Here is a 19,285-nt window from a genome sequence, read left to right as displayed (position 1 = left end):
TCGCAGACCATCCGCGATTGATCCAATGACGCCGGCTCAGAACCGGCAAAATTTGACGCAGGGTTTTTGCAAAGCTAAAAATCTCTTTGCAAAAAGGAGGGGCAGATGGCGACTCAGAAACTCTATGCCGGCGTGAAACTGCGCGAAACCCGCACGCGGCTCGGCCTGACCCAGAAAGCCTTCGCCGAGCGGCTCGGCGTGTCGCTGCCCTATCTCAACCAGATGGAGAACAACCACCGCCCGGTCTCGGCGCAGGTCGTGCTGGCGCTGGCGAGCGAATTCGGCCTCGACGTGACCGAGCTCTCGGCGGGCGATGCGGAGCGGCTGGTCTCGGACATGCGTGAGGCACTGGCCGACCCGATCTTCTCCGACGGCGCACCGCCCTTGGCCGATCTACGGCTCGCGGCCTCCAACGCCCCTGCACTCGCCCGGTCCTTCCTCGAACTGCACCGCGCCTACCGCCAGACCCATGAACGCCTCGCCTCGCTCGACGAAGCCCTGGGCCGCGAGGGCGCACAGACGGTGGTCTCCCCCTGGGAAGAGGTCCGCGACTTCTTTCACTATTGCGACAATTACATCGACGCCGTCGATCGTGCCGCCGAACGATTTTCCTGTCGTGATGGCAAGCGGTTGGAGCCCATTCCTCATGCGATCGATACCCTCGCGAAACGCGGTCTCGACGTGCAGTTCTCCGACATTTCGCAACTGCGCGAGCGTGACGGCAACCGGCTTCTGATCAACGCCCATGCGGGCCGGCCGACGCAGGCCTTCCAATTGCTGCACCAAGTGGCGTTGCTGACCCAGAACGACTTGCTGGATGCGACGCTCGACCTCGCGCGCTTCCAATCCGACACGGCCCGGGCGATCGCCAAGATCGGGCTCGCCAACTACTTCGCGGGCGCGGCGCTGCTGCCCTACCGCCCCTTCCTCGAAGCGGCGCAGGACACCCGCCACGATCTGGAGCGACTCTGCGACATCTTCACCGCCTCGATCGAGCAGGTCGCCCACCGTCTCTCGACCCTGCAGCGCCCCGGCGCGAAGGGTATTCCCTTCTTCTTCGTCCGCGTCGATCAAGCCGGCACCATCACCAAGCGCCACTCTGCCACGCGACTGCAATTCGCCCGATTCGGTGGCGCCTGCCCGCTCTGGAACGTCCACCAAGCCTTTGAAACTCCGACTAGATTCCTGCGCCAACTCGCAGAGACCCCCGATGGCGTTCGCTATCTCTGCCTCGCGCGCGACGTCTCGAAATCGGGCGGCAGCTTCACCGCGCCAGTCCGCCGCTACGCGATCTGTCTGGGCTGCGAGGTGAGCCACGCGAAGGGGCTCGTCTATGCCGACGATATGGAGCTTGGCAATCCCAAGGCCTACCAGCCGATCGGGATCTCCTGCCGAATCTGCGAGCGTAAGGATTGCCACCAGCGCTCGGTTCCGCCGCTGGAACGCCGCCTGCATGTCGACCCCGACCATCGCGGCCTTCTGCCCTACGACATCGCATAGAAAAACGCCCCGGGGCCGAAGCCCCGAGGCGTCCCACCAAAATCACTCGTTACCATACAACTCAGGCGTCGGCGGTACCCAGCATCCGCGCGATCTCATCCTTCACCGCGGCGCGTTGCTTGCGCAGGTCGGTCTCGGCGAGGCTGTCCATCGGCTCCACGTTCGTCTCGGCCCGGTGCACGCGATCGTTCAGCGTGTCGTAATCGTCCAACAGCTTTGCAAAATGCGCGTTGGAGATTTTCAATTCGTGAATCCGATCGAGTTTCGTCGGGAATTCGTCTTGCAGCGTGTGCGGCGTATTGGCCATGTCGCTCCCTTTCCTTGCTGTCGGACCGACATTAGGCCACCGCGACTCGCGCCACCTTGATGCGCATCAAGTCAGCCGCCTGCGCGACGCCATCCGGCCGCTTTTGCCGCGGCCTCGGTGCAAAACCATCGCTCGCCCTTGGCGGTATTGATCCGCGTCGCGGCATAAGAGCCCGTGCCCGGCAGATGATAGAGCCGCCCGCGCTTGGAAATATTGCCCTTGATCGCGCAATTACCCGGCGGGGTTTGTACCTTGGTCGCGGCGCGGACCGCTGCTGGGCGCCTTGCTTCGCCCTGCCAGATGCCGAGGCCCGCGCGGCGCGCGCGCTCCTCCTGCCCGACATAATCGAGCGCGTATCTTCGGTAAGCGAAGGCTGCGCCGCGGGCCACCATCTCGGCGTTGAGATCGCGCCCGCCGGCGCGGCAAATAGCGATCAGCCGCCCGTAGCGATCCTGCTCGTGACCCGAGCACCGCACTCCCCGCCCCGCGAGCCGCTGCAGTTCCGCCGTCGCGGCCTGTCCACAAGCCCAGCGCACGCCTTGCGTCGTCTTGCAGCTTTGCTTCGCCTCCGGCGCGTCGATGCCGAACAGCCGCACCCGCGTATTCGCAACCACCAGCGTATCGCCATCGACGACGCGTGGAATGCCCGTGACCGTCGCCGCGAAAACGGGCGAGGCGATGAGAACCAGAAGTGAACAAAGCCTTAACATTCCCTAGATATCGGTGGGACTGATCTCGCACGCAACAGATTTCGTAGCTGAAAGGTAAACGCGAAACTTGGGAGCCCCGCATGTCCGACGCGCTCAACCTGATCGGCCGCATCCTGATCGCGCTGCTGTTCCTCGGCGGCGCGGCGCAGAAAGTCAGCGACCCGCGGATGGTGCAGGAAATGATCGGCTGGCTTGGCCTGCCCGGCTGGCTGGTCTGGCCCGCGGCGCTGTTCAACCTGATCGCGGCGCTTGGCCTGATCTTCGGCCCGAAGGTGCGGGCCTGGGCACTCATCCTCGCCGCCTATTGCATCTTCACCAGCTGGTTTCACTGGCAGCTGCGCGCCGACCCGTGGCAGGTGACGATCTTCGTGAAGAACTGGGCGATCGCGGGCGGCCTCTTGATCCTCGCGGCGCAGGGGCCGGGGCGCTATGCCCTCAGCCTCCCGCGCCGCGAAGGCCGCTAACTCAGCGCTGCGCCACCTGCCAGTTCGGCGCCACCCACGGCTCGAGGTTCTCGCGTGCGAGCGGTGCCCGGCCCAGCAGGTGATCGGCCATCTTCTCGCCCACCATGATCGAGGGCGCGTTCAGGTTGCCGTTGGTAATGCGCGGGAAGACAGAGCTGTCGGCGACCCGCAGCCCCTCGACCCCGATCACGCGGCCTTCCGGATCGACGACGGCACTCGGATCGTCCGCCGCCCCCATCTTCGCAGTGCCACAGGGGTGATAGGCGCTCTCGGCATGTTCGCGGATGAAGGCGTCGATCTGCTCATCCGTCTCCACGTCGGCCCCCGGCTGGATCTCGTGCTTCACATGGGCGGCCATCGGCGCTTGCGCAAAAATTTCCCGGGTCAGCCGCACGCATTTGCGGAATTCGGCCCAGTCGTCGGGATGGCTCATGTAGTTGAACTTGATCTCGGGCTTGGCCTCGGGATCGCCCGAGCGCAGCCGGATATGGCCACGCGACTTCGAACGCATCGGCCCGACATGTGCCTGAAAGCCGTGCCCCTCGGCGGCGGCCTTGCCGTCATAGCGCACCGCAATCGGCAGGAAGTGATACTGGATGTCCGGGTAGTCGATCCCGGCCTCCGACCGAATGAAGGCGCAGCTTTCGAACTGGTTCGACGCGCCGAGCCCGCTTTTGGTGAAAAGCCATTGCGCACCCACACGGGCCTTGCCGTAGAGGTTCCAGTACTTGAACAGCGTGACCGGCTGTTTCGCGGCGAATTGCATATAGATCTCAAGGTGATCCTGCAGGTTGCCGCCCACCCCGGGACGATCCGCCAGCACCTCGATGCCATGCGCACGCAGATGCTCTGCCGGGCCGACACCCGAGAGCATCAGAAGCTTCGGCGTATTGATCGAACTTGCCGCCAGCACGACCTCGGACGTCGCGCGGACCACCTCGATCTGCCCCTTGCGCTTGATCTCGACGCCGACGGCCTTCTTGCCTTCGAAGACGACGCGCCGCGCCAGACCGCGCACGATCCGCAACTTGCCGGTCTTGAGCGCGGGGCGCAGATAGGCATTGGCCGCCGACCAGCGACGCCCTTTGTAGATCGTGGCCTCCATCGGCCCGAAGCCTTCCTGCTGCCGGCCGTTGTAATCCTCGGTCACCGGATAGCCCGCCGCCGCGCCCGCAGCGACGAAGGCGTCGAACAGGGGGTTGGAGCGCGGCCCGCGGGTCACATGCAGCGGCCCCGAGCGGCCACGCCATTCGGTTTCTTCGCCGCCGTGCCAATGCTCCATCCGCTTGTAATAGGGCAGCACATCGGCGTAGCCCCAGCCGCGCGCGCCACTTTCTTCCCAATGGTCGAAATCGCGCGCGTGGCCCCGGACATAGACCATGCCGTTAATGCTCGACGAGCCGCCCAGCACCTTGCCGCGCGGGGTCGCCAGACGGCGTCCGCCCAGATGCTCTTCGGGTTCCGACTGAAAGCCCCAGTCGTAGATCCCCATATTCATCGGATAGCTCAACGCGCCGGGCATCTGGATGAACGGCCCGGCATCCGAGCCGCCATGCTCGATCACGACCACGTCGCGGCCCGCTTCCACGAGCCGGTAAGCCAGCGCCGAGCCACCCGAGCCTGCGCCTACGATCACATATTCTGCCGAAACACTCATATCTTCCCCTTGGCGGAAAATCCCGGGGGGCGCCGGTTGGGCGCCATCGGTCCGAGGACCAACCGGCGACGGGCAGCGCCCCCAACCTCCCCAAATTCAAATTCAGTACGGGCTCTCGACCGGCCCCATGCCGACATAGACGGATTTGAGCTGCGTATAGTGCTCCACCGCCGCGCGCGAATTCTCGCGCCCGAAGCCCGATTGCTTCACCGCGCCGAAGGGCATTTCCACCGGCGTCAGGTTGTAGGCGTTGATCCAGGTCGTACCCGCCTGCAGCTGGCTCACGACACGGTGGCCGCGCGCCAGATCGCCGGTGAACACACCCGCGGCGAGGCCGAACTGCGTGTCATTGGCCCGCGCGATCGCCTCTTCCTCGGTCTCGAAATCCAGCACGGACATGACCGGGCCGAAGATTTCTTCCCGCGCGATGGTCATATCGTCGGTGACATCGGCGAAAACGGTGGGCTGCACGAAAAGCGGCCCCTCATTGCCTGCCGAGCCGCCGCAGACCAGTCGCGCGCCTTCGGATTTCGCGCTCTCGACATAGGACATCACCTTGTCGAACTGCGCCTTCGAGATCAGCGGACCGAATTGCGTCGCCTCGTCCAGCGGATCGCCCGCGACAATGGTTTCCGCGCGCTCTTTCAGACGGGCGAGAAATTTCTCCTTGATGCCCTTCTGCACGAAGACTCGCGTCCCGTTCGAGCAGATCTGACCCGAGGAATAGAAATTCCCCAGCATCGCCGCGCCGATTGCGCTTTCGATATCGGCATCATCAAAAACGATCATCGGGGATTTGCCGCCAAGCTCCATCGTGACGTGCTTCATGCCCGCCGATGCCGCCTGATAGACCTTCTGACCCGTCGGGACCGACCCGGTCAGCGAGACTTTCGCGATACGCGGATCGGTCGAGAGCGCCGCCCCTACCGGGCCGAAGCCCTGCACCACGTTGAAGATACCCGCGGGCATCCCGGCTTCGATGAAGATCTCGGCGAGCTTCAGCGCGCCCAGCGGCGTCATCTCGGAGGGTTTGAACACCATCGCGTTGCCGGTCGACAGTGCAGGCGCGGATTTCCAGCAGGCGATCTGGCTGGGATAGTTCCACGCGCCGATCCCTGCGCAGACGCCCAGCGGCTCGCGGATCGTATAAGCGAAATCGCCGCCCAGCGGCATCGTCTCTCCGGTCAGCGTGGGCGCGAGACCCGCGAAATACTCCAGCGCCTCGGCGCCCGAGGGCCAGTCGGCCTCGCGGGTTTCCTGAATGGGCTTGCCGGTGTCGAGCGTTTCCAGCAGCGCCAGTTCCTCACCGCGCTCGCGGATGATCGCGACGGCACGGGTCAGGATACGGCCCCGCTCGACCGGGCGCAGCGCGGCCCAGTCCTTCTGCGCCTCAACCGCCCCCGAAATCGCGGCGTCGATCACCGCAGGGGTCGCCGCATGCAGCTTGGCGATCACCTCGCCAGTGCCGGGATAGGTGACGATCAGCTCGTCGCCGTCCGTATCTTCCATCCAGTCGCCATTGACGAAATGGCTTGCTTTCGGCTGTGCCCTCATTGGTGGACCTCCAATTCCTTTTCCAGATGCGCCAGCACCAGTTCGCAGGCGGCCTCGCGGTCGGGCTCGCCCGCGACAAGCGCCGCGCGGATGTAGACGCCGTCGATCATCGCGCCCAAACCCTCGGCCACGGAGCCCGCGCGGTCGCCGACCAGCGGCCGCAGCCCATGCATGAGGTTGGAGCGCAGACGGCGCTGATAGATATGCAGCAGGCGCCTCGCTTCGGCGCTCGACTGCGCGAGAACGTAGAAGTTCAGCCACGCGGCGATCGCCTCGTGACGGAACGAGCCCGCCGCGAAAGAGCCCATCACAACTGCGCGAACACGCTCGTGCGGGGAATGCGCCATCGCCATCGCACCGCGCACTTCGGCCCCGTAAATCGAAAGGATCGAGCGCATCGCGGCGAGGAAAATCCGGTCTTTCGACCCGAAATAATGGTGCGCCAGCGCCGAGGACATGCCCGCGCGCCGGGCGATCTGCGCGACCGTCACGTCGAGCGACCCCGCCTCGCCCACTGTCTCAATAGTCGCTTTGACCAAGGCTGCGCGCCGTATAGGCTCTGCTCCAAGCTTCGGCATGTGATCGGCCTCCTTCCGGGTGGCTTGCTTGCATGTCGAGCTAGAACATGTTTATTGACTCGTCAATCAACAACCGCATCCCGCGGTTTTTCTTAACGCTGCACAGGGAGAAAAAGCATGAAACTTCGTTCCACGCTCCTCGCACTGGGGGCCGCGCTCTCGTTCGGACTGGCAGGCACCGCGCCCGCTCAGGCCGCCGATTGCTCGAAAGTGACCTTCTCCGATGTTGGCTGGACCGACATCACCTCGACCACCGCGGTCGCGACCACCATCCTCGAAGCGCTCGGCTACGAGACCGACACCAAGGTTCTCTCGGTTCCGGTGACCTACGAGGCGCTGTCGAAAGGCGACGTCGACGTGTTCCTTGGCAACTGGATGCCCTCGATGGCCGCCAACGTCGATCCCTACACCAAGGACGGCACCGTCGAGACGCTCGGCACCAACCTGACCGGCGCGAAATACACGCTGGCAACCAACCCCGCTGGCGCCAAGCTCGGCATTAAGGACTTCTCCGACATCGCCAAGCACGCCGACGAGCTGGACAACCAGATCTACGGCATCGAGCCGGGCAATGACGGCAACGCGCTGATCCTCGACATGATCGACAAGGACGCGTTCGGCCTGAAGAACTTCGACCTGAAGGAAAGCTCCGAGCAGGGCATGCTCGCGCAGGTCGCGCGTGCCGACAAAGCCGACAAGCCGATCATCTTCCTCGCGTGGGAACCCCACCCGATGAACTCCAACTTCGACATCACCTACCTGTCGGGCGGCGATGACTTCTTCGGCCCCGATTACGGCGGTGCGACGGTCATGACCAACGTCCGCGCGGGCTATGTCGACGAGTGCCCGAACCCGGGCAAGTTCGTCTCCAACCTCAAGTTCACCCTCGCGATGGAAAACGAGATCATGGGCAAGATCCTCGACGATGGCGAGGATCCCAAGGCGGCCGCGAAGGAATGGCTCAAGGCCAACCCGGACAGCTGGAAGCCCTGGCTCGACGGTGTGACCACGAAGGACGGCGGCGACGCGCAGGCAGCGGTCGAGAAAGCGCTGAACTCGTGAGCCTTCGGGCGCAATATTCGCGCGGGCGGCAGGGCATGGCCCTCCGCCCCCGCTTCCCCTCGGTCCGCGCCCTCACCGGCGCGGCCCTTCTCTTCGCGGGGATGTTGAGCGCGCCCGTGACCCCGGCGCGCGCCGCCGATTGCCCGGAGGCCGAGGCCCTGCACGCGGCGGGCGTCACACTCACCCGCAACACCCCGAAAATGGCGCAGGCCTATCGCTACGAAAACGGCACGCTGACCTCCTACCGGGTCGACGATCCCGAGCTCGGCCGGCCGCCCAAGCGCGAGCGCTACGACCATCCGCTGGCGGTGAGCCTGCAGGAAATGGACGGGCGCAGTTTCGCGCTCATCTATGACGAGGACCCCGCGCGGCTCGACCAACTGCCGCAGCTGGGCAACTGGCGCACTCCGGTGACGCTGAAAGTCGACGGCGAGACCAAGGATCGCGGCACCATCTCCTACGCCTATCGCGGCCCTGGCTCGGTGCTGATCGGCGCGTGCCGCTACGATGTCTGGCAGGTCGTCGAACGGATCGCGATGGGCAAGCTGCGCACCGCCTTCCTCAAGGAATTTTCCCCCAAGGCCGGGCTGGTCCTGCGCGTGACCAAGCTCGACCCCGAAACCGGCAAGGCGCAATCGCAAGTCGCCTTCGACCGCATCGAAACGCGCCAGAAATAACAACTCGCAAGGACAGTTATGAACTGGTTGACCGAAACCAAAATCCCCGTGGGCAAGACGGCCAAGATCGTGATCGACTGGCTGCAGGACCATGCAGCGCCGCTCTTCGACGCCCTCTCCGTCGCGCTGAAAGCGCTGATCGACGCAACGCTCTGGGTGCTGCAAGGCCCCCCGCCCCTTCTCGTGATCCTCGCCTTCGCGGTGATCGCCTACCTGCTGCAGCGCAGCTGGAAGATTTCCCTGCTGGTGATCGTGGGCTTCCTGTTCATCCTCAATCAGGACTACTGGGAAGAGACGACCGAGAGCCTCACCCTCGTGATCGCCGCCTGCGTGGTCTGCATGGGGATCGGGGTGCCGATCGGCATCGCCGCCGCCCATCGCCCACGGCTGTATTCAGTACTGCAACCGGTCTTGGACCTGATGCAGACGCTGCCGGCCTTCGTCTACCTGATCCCGGCCATCGTCTTCTTCGGCATCGGCATGGTGCCCGGCCTGATCGCGACCGTGATCTTCGTGCTGCCCGCGCCGATCCGCCTGACCCATCTGGGCGTCTCCTCAACGCCGGACACGCTGACCGAGGCCGCCCAATCCTTCGGCGCAACCAAGAGCCAGCTTCTGTGGAAAGTCGAGCTGCCCTACGCCACGCCACAGATCATGGCGGGTCTGAACCAGACGATCATGCTCTCGCTCTCGATGGTCGTGGTGGCCGCGCTCGTCGGCGCTGACGGGCTTGGCGTGCCGGTCGTGCGCGCACTGAACACCGTGAACACGGCACTCGGCTTCGAATCCGGCTTCGTGATCGTCGTCGTCGCCATCATCCTTGACCGCATGCTGCGCCGCGGAGGTTCGAAATGACCCAGACCAAAGCCAAAACCGCCGTCAAATTCGACAATGTCTCCATCGTCTTCGGCGATCGCCCGCAAGAGGCCCTGCCATTGATGGACGAAGGGCTCTCGCGCCCCGAGATCCAGGAGCGCACCGATCAGGTGCTTGGCGTGCATGACTGCTCGGTCGAGGTACCCGAGGGCGAGATCCTCGTCCTGATGGGCCTCTCGGGCTCGGGCAAATCGACGCTGCTGCGCGCGGTGAACGGACTCAACCCGGTCGTGCGCGGGCAGGTCGAGGTGCATGACGGCGAGCGTCTCGTCGATGTCACCCACGCCGATCCCGCGACTTTACGCAAAATGCGCCTCAACAAGATCGCAATGGTCTTCCAGCAATTTGGCCTGCTGCCCTGGCGTACCGTGCGCGAGAATGTCGGCCTCGGCCTCGAACTCGCCGGCATGAGCAAGGCGGAACGCCGCAAGAAGGTCGACACCCAGTTGGAACTGGTGGGTCTGTCGGACTGGGCCGACCGTCAGGTGGCAGAGCTTTCGGGCGGCATGCAGCAGCGCGTGGGCCTCGCCCGGGCGTTCGCCACCGACGCGCCGATCCTGCTGATGGACGAGCCCTTCTCGGCGCTCGACCCGCTGATCCGCACCAAGCTGCAGGACGAGTTGCTGGAGCTGCAGACCAAGCTCAAGCGTACGATCATCTTCGTCAGCCACGACCTCGACGAGGCGTTCAAGATCGGCAACCGGATCGCGCTGATGGAAGGCGGGCGGATCGTGCAATGTGGCACGGCACGCGACATCATCGCCAAACCGGCGAACGGCTATGTGGCCGATTTCGTGGCCCATATGAACCCGCTCGGCGTGCTGACCGCCGAGGATATCGCCGATCCCGTCGGCACGCCGACCGGCGATGCCACGGGTGAACCGATGCCCGCCGACGCCCCCGTGCGCGACGTGATGGAGCGCCTGCGCCATGAGCCTGCCGTCCCGCTCACCGATGGCCGCGTCGTGACCCGCGAAGGCGTCATCACGCGGCTCATCGACCCCCAGCGCAGCGCCGAGACGAGCTGAGGGACGCTTCGCGGAGGATATTTTGACCAAGCCGAAACCAAGGCGCGCGCGCCCCTTCGGCTTGGCTCAAATATCCCCGCCGGAGGCATCCGACATTTGCAGAAAAGCGCTGCGCTGTCAGATCTTGGTGGCAGGCGGAGGCGGCGTCACCCGGCGCTTGAGCTGCGCCTCGCGGATGGTCATGTAGCTCACCGCGCCGATGATGATCGCACCGCCCAGGATCACGTAAGGGTCCGGACGCTCGCCGAAAATCGTCCAGCCCGCAATCGCCGCCCAGACCAGTTGCAGGAAGATCACCGGCTGCGTCACCGTCACGGGCGCCGCGGCGAAGGCCCGCGTCATGCAGTAATGCCCGCCGGTGGCGAACACCGCGACCGCGCCCAGCCAGAGCGTCTCGGACAGCGTGATCGGCTCCCATTTCCAGATCGCCACCGGAGCGAGCGCGACGGTCACTACCAGCGTCATCATCGCCACCACCGTGCCCGCGGGCACGTAATCGGTCAGCCGCTTCGCCGCGAGATAGGCGCCGCCAAAGAACAGCGCCGCGCCAAGCTGGGCGATATGGCCGGGCTCGATCGCGCGCATCCCCGGGCGCAGGATGATCAGCGCCCCGATCAGCGCGACGATCACCGCCGTCACGCGCCGCCACGCCAGCCCCTCGCCCAACAGGAGCGCACCGCCCACCGTCACCACGATCGGGTTGAGGTAGTTGATCGCGGTGACATCGGCGATCGGGATATTGCTCATCGCGAAGAACCACAGCCCCACCGCCACCGCGTGCAACGCCCCGCGCACACCGAACAGCGCCCAGACCTGCGGCGGGAAGTTCTGGCGCAGGATGCGGGCCAGTGCGGGGGCGAAGAATATCAGCCCCCAGGTGAAGCGCACGAAGGCCGATTGCGCGGCGGGCACCTGATCGCCCAGCCAGTGGACGATGATATTCACCATGACGAAACAGGCGGTGGTGGCGAGCATCCACAGGATGCCGATCAGCGGTTTGTTAGGTTTTTCTTGCGCGGTCATGGCTCTCTTGGACGCTGGATCGGCACCGCGCGCAAGGGGCGGTTTTGTGTCGGTTATAATCCGCCCGCGGCGAGCTTCCAGGCGATCGACCCCATCAGCAGCCCAATCAGCGCATCAAGCACGCGCCAGGCGCTCTCCTTGGCGAAAAGCGGCGCCAGCAGCCGCGCGCCATAGGCCAGCGCGAAGAAGAACACGAAAGACGCCACGATCGCGCCGGTGGCGAAGCCGATCCGCGCGCCTGCGAACTGCGCCGAGACCGCGCCCAGAAGCACCACCGTATCGAGCCAGACATGGGGGTTCGCCCATGTGAAAGCGGCCACCGTCACGAGGACCGCGCGCAAGGACGGCGCGCTGCCCGCGCTCGGGTCGAGATGCTCGCCGCCCCGGATCGCCGCCAAAGCGGAACGGATCGAATACCAGCTGAGAAAGGCGACACCGCCCCAGCGCAGCGCCTCGGCCAGCCATGGCAGTGCGGTGGACGCGGCGGCGAAGCCCGACACGCCAATGGCGATCAGCACCGCATCGGAGAGTGCGCAGAACAGCGCCACCGCCAAGACATGCTCGCGCCGCAGCCCCTGACGCAGCACGAAAGCGTTCTGCGCGCCGATCGCCACGATCAGCCCGAGCCCCAGTTTCAGCCCTGCCCAGAATGCCGCCAATTCCATCCGCCTCACCCCCAGTCTGCTCGGAGACGCTTCTCAGTGCAGGGGCGCGCGTATAAGTTCAACTTAATTAAACTAACTCTGTATAAGTAAAACTTATGTTCGACTATGCCGCGCTGGATGCGCTCGCCACCGTGATCGAGACCGGAAGCTTCGAGGCCGCGAGCGCACGGCTCGGGGTGTCGCAATCGGCTGTCTCGCAACGCGTCCGCCAGTTGGAGGAACGCATGGGCGCCGTTCTGGTGATCCGCGCCACGCCCTGCCGCGCGACCGAGGATGGGGCGCGGCTGATCGCCCATCTGCGCGAGGTGGCGCTTCTGGAAACCGAGCTGGCGCCCTCCGAGACCCCGCCGGTTCTGCGTATCGCCGTCAATGCCGACAGTCTCGCGACATGGGTGCTGCCCGCGCTGGCCGAGGTGGAGGGCGTGCGTTTCGATCTGGTGATCGACGATCAGGACCATTCGGCGGGGCTGTTGCGCCGGGGCGAGGTCGTGGGGGCGATCACCGCCGACGCGGGGCCGATCGCGGGCTGCGACGGCGTGAGCCTCGGGCGGCTGCGCTATATCGCGACGGCGAGTCCGGACTTCGTCGCGCGGTATTTTCCGAACCGGATCGACCGGCACAGTTTGCGCGCGGCCCCCGCCCTGCAGTTCAACGCGAAGGATCGCTTGCAGGATCGCTGGGCCTCGATGATCGCGGGCATGCCGATGGGGTTGCGGGCGCATCGTATCGGCTCGACCGAAGGCTTCGTAGAGGCCTGTCTGCGCGGCATGGGCTGGGGGCTGAACCCCGAGGCGCTGGTGCAGGCGCATCTGGAAAGCGGCGCGCTGGAACGGCTGGGCCCGGCGCCGATCGACGTGCCGCTCTACTGGCAAAGCGCGAGGCGGCTGAAAGCCCCGCTCGCGCCGCTGACCAAAGCGTTGCGGAAGGCGGCGAAGGTGGTGTTGTTGTAAGAGGTCGGGAACAGGGCGTCGCGCACGGCTTGTTCCGGTCTGAGCGGCTCCCCGGGCTGAGCGCGCATTGCCCGCGGCCTGCGCGGCGCGCATAGTGACGCATGTCCCGCAGGCCCGTCAGGAGGAGAGACACCCATGGAGCTACCCGATTTCATTCAGGCCTTCCCCGCCCTCGATCTGCCGTTTCCCGAAGATCAGGTGCGCAGCCACGCGGTCCGCTCGGAGGCGGGGCTGGTGGTGTTTCTGCACTTCCTCACCGATTTCGACCTTCCGGCCCATTCCCACAAGGGCCAGTGGGGCACCGTGATCGAAGGCGAGGCGGAGCTGACCATTGCAGGCGAGACCCGGGTCTATCGCCCCGGCGAGACCTACAACATCCCTTCGGGCGCGGAACATTCCGCGCGGCTCAAGGCCGGAACGAAAGTGATCGACGTCTTCGAAGAGGCCGATCGCTATCCGTTGAAGCGCTGAAGGAACGCGCTCAGACCCGGATTACCGAGACGCTCTGGTTGATCAGCGTAGCGGGCGCCTGCGATTCCATGAAGGCCACGTCATAGGCGTCGCGCCCCACCGCGACCAGCGCCATGTTCTCGGCCCCGCACATGCCGGTCGCATCGACCATATGCCACGCGCCATCGAGCCAGACCTCTGCCACGGCGTGGAAATCCTGCGGCCTCACGTCCGGCCCGTAGGACGAAGCCATCCGCGCCGGGATCTGCGCCGCACGCACCATCGCGCAGAACAGATGCGCGTAGTCGCGGCAAACCCCTGCCCGGCCCGCGAAAGTCTCGAGCACATTGGTGTCGCTGTCCGACGCGCCGGGCACGTAGGAGAGGTTCTTCTCGATCCAGTCGCGGATCGCGGCCACTTTCGCGCCGCCCTGCAGATCGCCGAAGCGCTTGCCCACGAAGGAGACGAACTTGTCGGACTGCACGTAGCGCGAGGGGCGGATATAGGGGGCGGCCTCGGCGGGCAGTTCGTGCAACTGCGCGGCTCGCATCTGGCTGAGGTCGATCGCCGGGCGCGTGATGTCGATCAGCGCCTGATAATGCAGCGTCATCTGTGTGCCGACCCTGGCCCAGATCCGCTCGCCCACGCCGCAATCGCCCGCGATCCGGTCGACGGTCGCATCTCCGAGATTCATCGACGCGCTGACGATCTCCTGCCCCGGAGCATGCGCCGCTTCGAGCACCAGCGCGACCGTATTGGGCTGCGGGAACTGGTATTGCATCTGCACGTCGACGGAAATGCGCATGGCGGCTCCTTCTCTCGGGTTTCAGGTGGTGTCACTGGGATGGAGCGCGCCGCGTAACAGAGACACGTCGATGGGAAAAGGGGGGGGAGAGGGTTTCGTTCCGGCGCAGGATGCGCCCGCATCGAATTGCCTGTCGCAAGGGACATATCGTGGTCGGAGCGACCGTCCGCCCTGCTCCGGATAAAATTAACGGCGGCCGCGCCGGGAAGGCACAGCCGCCGTTGAAGTCACGCCAGGTGCGTGCCGACTTACGCGTCGATCTTGACGAGTTCCACGTCGAAGGTCAGCGCCTTGCCGGCGAGCGGGTGGTTCGCGTCGAGGACGAGTTCCTTCTCGTTCGCCTCGGCGACGGTCACGTTCACGGTCTGGCCGTCCTGGGTCTGAACCTGAAGCTGAGTGCCCGGCTCGGTCGGGATGTCGTCGGGAATGTTCGCGCGGTCGACGGCCTGCATGCGCTCGGGGTGGTGCTCGCCATAGGCTTCTTCGGGCTCGACACGCACGGTGCGCTTTTCGCCCTCTTCCATGCCGGTCACGCCCTTGTCGAGGCCGGGAATGATCTGCCCCGAGCCGAGCGTGAAGGAGAGCGGCTCGCGGCCTTGCGAGCTGTCGAAGACGGAGCCGTCATCGAGCTTGCCGGTGTAATGCAGATGCAGGGTGTCGCCAGCCTTTGCCTGGGTCATGGTGATATCCTTTCGCGGGCAGATGAATTTGCCGAGGCCGCGGGGGTTCGCGGGTGCTCGGAGCGTCACGCGACAACGTGGGGGTTATGGCCCGGAATGTAAACCGGGGCACGGGAAAAGGCGCAATTTCACGCGTTTTTCATGCAAAAAGCGCCCCGGAGGGCGCTTTTTCCTATTTTTTCGGCGAAACGCGTTACAGCTGCGCTGCAACATCTTCGGGCACGTCGAAATTGGCGGTGACGGATTGCACGTCGTCATCGTCTTCGAGCGTGTCGATCAGCTTCATCAGCTTCTGGGCGGTCTCCAGATCGACCTCGGTGCGGTTCTGGGGCTTCCAGATCAATTTGGCCTCCTCGGCCTCGCCCAGCTCCTTCTCCAGCGCGTCGGAGACATCCGAGAGGTCTTCCATCGCGCAGTAGATCCAGTGGCCTTCCTCGTCGCTCTCGACGTCTTCGGCGCCCGCCTCGATCGCGGCCATCAGCACGGTCTCGGCATCGCCCACGGACGCGGGATAGATGATCTCGCCCATACGGTCGAACATGAAGGACACCGAGCCGGTAGTGCCCAGATTGCCGCCATTCTTGGTGAAGGTGGAGCGCACGTTCGACGCGGTGCGGTTGAGGTTGTCGGTCATCGCCTCGACGATCACCGCGATGCCCTCGGGGCCGTAGCCCTCGTAGCGGATTTCGGTATAGTCATCGCCGTCGCCCGCCTGCGATTTTTTGATCGCGCGGTCGATCACGTCTTTCGGCATCGACTGGGATTTGGCCGCTTTCACGGCGAGGCGCAGGCGCGGGTTCTTCTCGGGATCGGGGTCGCCCATCTTCGCGGCAACCGTGATCTCTTTCGAGAGCTTGGAAAACATCTTCGAGCGCGCCGCATCCTGCTTGCCCTTGCGGTGCTGGATGTTGGCCCATTTTGAGTGGCCTGCCATGGGTATCTCCGTTCGGAATAGTCGCGAAATCGACCCCGTATAGTGCGCAACGGGGGGATAATTCAAGATCGATGGATGCGGGCCGGCTCCGTGCCCGCCTAAGCGAGGTTACTGCGGCAGCTGGATCTGGCCCTCGCCGCGGGCATGCGGCGGCACGTCACGAGGCGTCTTGAAGTGCCAGCGCCGACCGGCCGCGTCTTTCAGCGTCACCTCGGCATAGGGCTGGAACAGGTCCCCCACCCCGCTGCCCGCGAGATAGCTCGGCTCGAAGCGGGTCACTTGGTAGCGCATCGGATAGGGGCAATCCACAAGGTCGCCGGTATACTGGCCCGAGATATTGGCGTGGCAGTTGGTGCCATCATTGAACGACACCTGCATCACCGTGCCCCGGAAGCTGATCTTGTCCGGCCAGGAAGGTGCGCGGGTCCCCGGCCCCGGCACGCATGCGGCGAGCGCGAGCGGCGCGAGAAGCGACAGGGCGGCGAGACGAGCGGCAAAGCGCATGGGGGAACCTCCTCAGAAGGGCCAGATCAGCGGGATCAGCAGGCAGGCGGTCACCCCGGTCACGATATCCATCGGGATGCCGACGCGCAGGAAATCGGTGAACTTATAGCCACCGGGGCCATAGATCATCATATGGGTCTGATATCCTATCGGGGTCGCGAAAGCCACCGAGGCGGAGAACATCACAGCCACGGCGAAGGGCCGCGGATCGAGCCCGAGAGCGGCGGCCAGCGAGATCGCGATCGGGGTGTAGATCACCGCCACGGCGTTGTTCGACAGCAGCTCTGTCATGAACAGGCCGAGGAAATAGACCACGAACAGCGCAAGCTGCGGCGGCAGCATCTTCAGCAAGGGCGCCACGCCCGAGACGATCAGTTCGACTGCGCCGGAATGCTCGAGCCCTGCGCCGACCACGAGCATCGCGAAGATCAGTGCGAGCAGGCGGCCCTCGATGAAGGTGAAGGCCTCGTCGGTATCGATGCAGCGGCTGACAAGGATGCCTGCCACCGCCACCATCGCGAGCGCGAGGATTGGGGCCACGCCAAGCGCCGCGAAGATTACCACCGCACTCAAAGCACCCATCGCGAGCGGCAGATGCGAGCGGCGATAGGCGCGCGCCTGCGGTTTCGACACGTCCACAAGGTCCATATCAGAGGCCAGACGCGCGATATCCTCGGGCGCGCCTTCAAGCAGCAGCGTATCGCCCACCACCACAATCAAATCGTCGAGCTGGCGGCCGATATTCTGGTTCCGGCGGTGCGCGGCCAGCGTGTAGACGCCATAGCGGCGGCGCAGGCGCATGTCGCCCAGACGCTGCCCGATCATCCGGCAGCCGGGCGAGATCAGCACTTCCACCGTCTCGGTCTGCACAGAGGACAGCTTGTCGACCATACGAAGGTCGCGGTTCTTCTGCATCCCGAGCAGTTCTTCCATCTCCGAGCGCAGCACGACGCGGTCGCCCGCCATCAGCTCGACCGAGGCCAGATCTCGGCGCAGCGAGGCATCGCCGCGCAGCACGTCGATCACCCGTACGCCCTCTCGCTTGAAAGTGTCGGCCTCCTGCACTTTCTCGCCGATCAAGCCGCTCTCCTCCGGGATCGCGACCTCGGTGAAATATTTCATCTTCGGCCGATCGCCGAGCATGAAGGACAGCGATTGCCGCTCGGGGATCAGTTTCGGCGCGAAGATCATCAGGAACGCCCCGCCGACCAGGCAGATCGCGAAGCCCAACGGCGCGATCTCGAAGATGGTGAAGGGCTCCATGCCGCGGCCGCGCACGACGCCGTCGACGAGGATGTTGGTCGAGGTACCGATCAGGGTGATCATGCCCCCCATCACCGTGACGTAGCTCAGTGGCATCAGCAGGCGCGACGGCGAGAGGTTCAGCTTGCGCGCGACCTGAATGAAGACCGGGATCATCACCGCAACGACCGGCGTGTTGTTCATCACCGCGCTGGCGAACATGGTGATCGCGAACATCAGAAGCACGGTGAGCTTCGGGTTCTGGTCGATCCGCGATTCCGCGTAGCGCGTCATCGCGTCGAGCGCGCCGGTGCGCACCAAGGCTCCCACGATCAGGAACATGAAGGCGATGGTCCAGGGCGCCGGGTTCGACAGGATGGCGGCCGCGTTCTCGTAGGGGACGAAGCCGAAGATCAGCATCAGCGCCGCGCCCGCGATCGCGGTGACCTCTGGCGGCCAAGTCTCGCGGACGAACATCGCGAACATCCAGCCCACGACGAGAAGGGCCGCGACTGCCGTCTCGGTGCCGGTGAAGGGCAGTTGGATCATGTCAGGCTCTCGCGAAGGCGCATCGGGCCGATACTATCGACACGCGATGCACGAGCAAGCGCGCTCTGCCCACAGCAAAGGAAATTTGCACGCAACGGCATGAGGTTCGGGCAAATCGGGACGCGAACGGCGCTCAGAGCGGCACCGATTGCGCGAGCCTGCCGCCGGTGCGCACCGCTTCGCAGCGGGTGGCGCGGCCGGTCTTGTCGTCGGTCTCGACATAGAAGCCGCAGAGCGTCACCGGACCGCGCGCCGGCGAGAAGCGTTCCTTCGACATGCCGGTCACGAAGCGCCGCATCGGTTCGGCCTTGGCCATGCCGATGACGGAGTCGTAATCGCCGCACATTCCCGCATCGCTGAGATAAGCCGTGCCCTTCTCTAGGATCTGCGCATCGCCCGTGGGGACATGGGTATGGGTGCCCACGACGACGCTCGCACGCCCGTCGCACCAATGGCCCATCGCCATCTTCTCCGAGGTCGCCTCGCAATGCACATCCACCAGCGCGGCCTGCACCGCCCCGCCCAGCGGGTAGCGTTTCAGTTCCGCCTCGATGGCCGAGAAGGGATCGTCGAAGGCGCGTTTCATGAACACGTTGCCCAGCACCTGCGCCACCAGCACCTTGCGCCCGCGCCGGTCCTGGAACACCCGCGCGCCCTTGCCCGGCGCTTCCTTGGCGTAGTTCACGGGGCGGATGATGCGCGGCTCGCTCTCGATGAAGCGCAGCATGTCCTTCTGATCGAAGGCGTGATCGCCCAGCGTCACCACGTCCGCGCCCGCATCCAGCAGAAGCTTCGCGTGATCGCCGGTCAGCCCCATGCCGCCCGAGGCGTTCTCGCCATTGACCACGACGAAATCGAGGCGCCACTCCTCGCGAAGTTTCGGCAGGGTTTCGGTGATCGCGGCGCGGCCCGCGCGGCCCATCACATCGCCTAGAAAGAGTATCTTCATGGCCCGATTAGATAGAGCGCGGCGCCAGCGAGAGCAATGGGCGGCGCGCATCGGCTGCATGATGATGATGACGATTTCTCATGCAGGCGCGTCGGTTGCGGGCTTTGCTCTGCCCCGCATG

Annotated in this window: 21 protein-coding genes; 8 read left to right on the top strand and 13 right to left on the bottom strand. The window is 65.1% G+C overall.

Annotated elements, in window-relative coordinates:
- The first annotated feature begins 105 nt into the window (after positions 1–105).
- Positions 106–1,500, top strand: coding sequence for a helix-turn-helix transcriptional regulator (locus B6V75_RS15340; protein WP_088720262.1), 1,395 nt, complete (start codon positions 106–108; stop codon positions 1,498–1,500).
- Positions 1,501–1,561: 61 nt separating this feature from the next.
- On the opposite strand, the gene B6V75_RS15335 is transcribed toward B6V75_RS15340, so the two are convergent.
- Both B6V75_RS15335 and B6V75_RS15330 read right to left on the bottom strand, forming a co-directional pair.
- Positions 1,562–1,807: a YdcH family protein gene (locus tag B6V75_RS15335; protein ID WP_075775534.1), complete on the bottom strand. Its 246-nt coding sequence runs from the start codon at positions 1,805–1,807 to the stop codon at positions 1,562–1,564.
- Positions 1,808–1,878: 71 nt separating this feature from the next.
- Entirely contained in the window at positions 1,879–2,517 is a 639-nt protein-coding gene (locus B6V75_RS15330) for a thermonuclease family protein (RefSeq protein ID WP_088720261.1), read from the bottom strand.
- 80 nt (positions 2,518–2,597) lie between these two features.
- On the opposite strand from B6V75_RS15330, the gene B6V75_RS15325 reads away from it, so the two are divergent.
- Positions 2,598–2,981: a DoxX family protein gene (locus B6V75_RS15325; protein WP_088720260.1), complete on the top strand. Its 384-nt coding sequence runs from the start codon at positions 2,598–2,600 to the stop codon at positions 2,979–2,981.
- A 1-nt stretch (position 2,982) separates the two neighbouring features.
- On the opposite strand, the gene betA is transcribed toward B6V75_RS15325, so the two are convergent.
- From betA to betI, 3 genes are all read right to left on the bottom strand, one after another.
- A complete protein-coding gene (gene betA / locus B6V75_RS15320) occupies positions 2,983–4,638 on the bottom strand; it encodes a choline dehydrogenase (protein ID WP_088720259.1) in 1,656 nt (551 codons plus the stop codon).
- A 102-nt stretch (positions 4,639–4,740) separates the two neighbouring features.
- Positions 4,741–6,192, bottom strand: a complete 1,452-nt coding sequence (gene betB, locus B6V75_RS15315; RefSeq protein ID WP_075775538.1) for a betaine-aldehyde dehydrogenase — start codon at positions 6,190–6,192, stop codon at positions 4,741–4,743.
- A complete protein-coding gene (betI, locus tag B6V75_RS15310) occupies positions 6,189–6,770 on the bottom strand; it encodes a transcriptional regulator BetI (RefSeq protein WP_075775539.1) in 582 nt (193 codons plus the stop codon). The genes betB and betI overlap by 4 nt, the downstream gene beginning before the upstream one ends.
- A gap of 117 nt (positions 6,771–6,887) precedes the next feature.
- Here betI and B6V75_RS15305 point away from each other — a divergent pair, with 117 nt between their 5' ends.
- From B6V75_RS15305 to choV, 4 genes are read left to right on the top strand one after another with little or no spacing between them, the layout of a single operon-like run.
- Positions 6,888–7,832 (top strand): choline ABC transporter substrate-binding protein, encoded by a 945-nt coding sequence (locus B6V75_RS15305; RefSeq protein ID WP_075775540.1) that lies wholly within the window; start codon positions 6,888–6,890, stop codon positions 7,830–7,832.
- A 35-nt stretch (positions 7,833–7,867) separates the two neighbouring features.
- Positions 7,868–8,509 carry a hypothetical protein gene (locus B6V75_RS15300; protein ID WP_088720258.1) on the top strand — a complete coding sequence of 214 codons (642 nt, stop codon included), beginning with the start codon at positions 7,868–7,870 and terminating at the stop codon, positions 8,507–8,509.
- An 18-nt stretch (positions 8,510–8,527) separates the two neighbouring features.
- The gene (choW, locus tag B6V75_RS15295) at positions 8,528–9,364 is read left to right on the top strand and encodes a choline ABC transporter permease subunit (RefSeq protein ID WP_075775542.1); all 837 of its coding nucleotides are present in this window, start codon (positions 8,528–8,530) and stop codon (positions 9,362–9,364) included.
- The gene (choV, locus tag B6V75_RS15290) at positions 9,361–10,413 is read left to right on the top strand and encodes a choline ABC transporter ATP-binding protein (RefSeq protein ID WP_088720257.1); all 1,053 of its coding nucleotides are present in this window, start codon (positions 9,361–9,363) and stop codon (positions 10,411–10,413) included. Before choW ends, choV begins: the two co-directional genes overlap by 4 nt.
- 117 nt (positions 10,414–10,530) lie before the next feature.
- Here choV and B6V75_RS15285 read toward each other — a convergent pair whose 3' ends face one another.
- Entirely contained in the window at positions 10,531–11,436 is a 906-nt protein-coding gene (locus tag B6V75_RS15285; RefSeq protein WP_168174492.1) for a DMT family transporter, read from the bottom strand.
- A 53-nt stretch (positions 11,437–11,489) separates the two neighbouring features.
- Complete coding sequence (locus B6V75_RS15280) at positions 11,490–12,101, bottom strand: LysE/ArgO family amino acid transporter (RefSeq protein WP_088720256.1); 612 nt, start codon at positions 12,099–12,101, stop codon at positions 11,490–11,492.
- A 95-nt stretch (positions 12,102–12,196) separates the two neighbouring features.
- Between B6V75_RS15280 and B6V75_RS15275 the strand changes: the two genes are divergently transcribed.
- Positions 12,197–13,051, top strand: a complete 855-nt coding sequence (locus B6V75_RS15275) for a LysR family transcriptional regulator ArgP (RefSeq protein WP_088720255.1) — start codon at positions 12,197–12,199, stop codon at positions 13,049–13,051.
- Positions 13,052–13,186: 135 nt separating this feature from the next.
- Positions 13,187–13,522 (top strand): cupin domain-containing protein, encoded by a 336-nt coding sequence (locus B6V75_RS15270; RefSeq protein WP_075775546.1) that lies wholly within the window; start codon positions 13,187–13,189, stop codon positions 13,520–13,522.
- Positions 13,523–13,532: 10 nt separating this feature from the next.
- Here the strand turns inward: B6V75_RS15270 and B6V75_RS15265 are convergent, their stop codons facing one another.
- The 6 genes from B6V75_RS15265 to B6V75_RS15240 all read right to left on the bottom strand — a co-directional run bounded on the left by B6V75_RS15265 (position 13,533) and on the right by B6V75_RS15240 (position 19,164).
- The gene (locus B6V75_RS15265; RefSeq protein WP_075775547.1) at positions 13,533–14,306 is read right to left on the bottom strand and encodes a transglutaminase family protein; all 774 of its coding nucleotides are present in this window, start codon (positions 14,304–14,306) and stop codon (positions 13,533–13,535) included.
- 248 nt (positions 14,307–14,554) lie between these two features.
- On the bottom strand, positions 14,555–14,986 hold the full coding sequence (locus B6V75_RS15260) for a peptidylprolyl isomerase (RefSeq protein ID WP_075775548.1): 432 nt from the start codon (positions 14,984–14,986) through the stop codon (positions 14,555–14,557).
- 193 nt (positions 14,987–15,179) lie between these two features.
- Complete coding sequence (locus B6V75_RS15255) at positions 15,180–15,920, bottom strand: YebC/PmpR family DNA-binding transcriptional regulator (RefSeq protein WP_075775549.1); 741 nt, start codon at positions 15,918–15,920, stop codon at positions 15,180–15,182.
- Between the two features lie 108 nt (positions 15,921–16,028).
- Complete coding sequence (locus B6V75_RS15250) at positions 16,029–16,424, bottom strand: hypothetical protein (RefSeq protein WP_075775550.1); 396 nt, start codon at positions 16,422–16,424, stop codon at positions 16,029–16,031.
- A 12-nt stretch (positions 16,425–16,436) separates the two neighbouring features.
- Positions 16,437–18,215 (bottom strand): SLC13 family permease, encoded by a 1,779-nt coding sequence (locus B6V75_RS15245; RefSeq protein WP_075775551.1) that lies wholly within the window; start codon positions 18,213–18,215, stop codon positions 16,437–16,439.
- Between the two features lie 133 nt (positions 18,216–18,348).
- Positions 18,349–19,164 (bottom strand): TIGR00282 family metallophosphoesterase, encoded by an 816-nt coding sequence (locus B6V75_RS15240; protein WP_088720254.1) that lies wholly within the window; start codon positions 19,162–19,164, stop codon positions 18,349–18,351.
- Positions 19,165–19,285 lie beyond the last annotated feature (121 nt).

The sequence above is a fragment of the Thioclava sp. F1Mire-8 genome (genome assembly GCF_002213165.1).
Lineage (GTDB): Bacteria > Pseudomonadota > Alphaproteobacteria > Rhodobacterales > Rhodobacteraceae > Thioclava > Thioclava nitratireducens.
The sequence above is the reverse complement of the archived record's forward strand: the minus strand, read 5'-3'. Positions and strand labels throughout refer to the sequence as shown.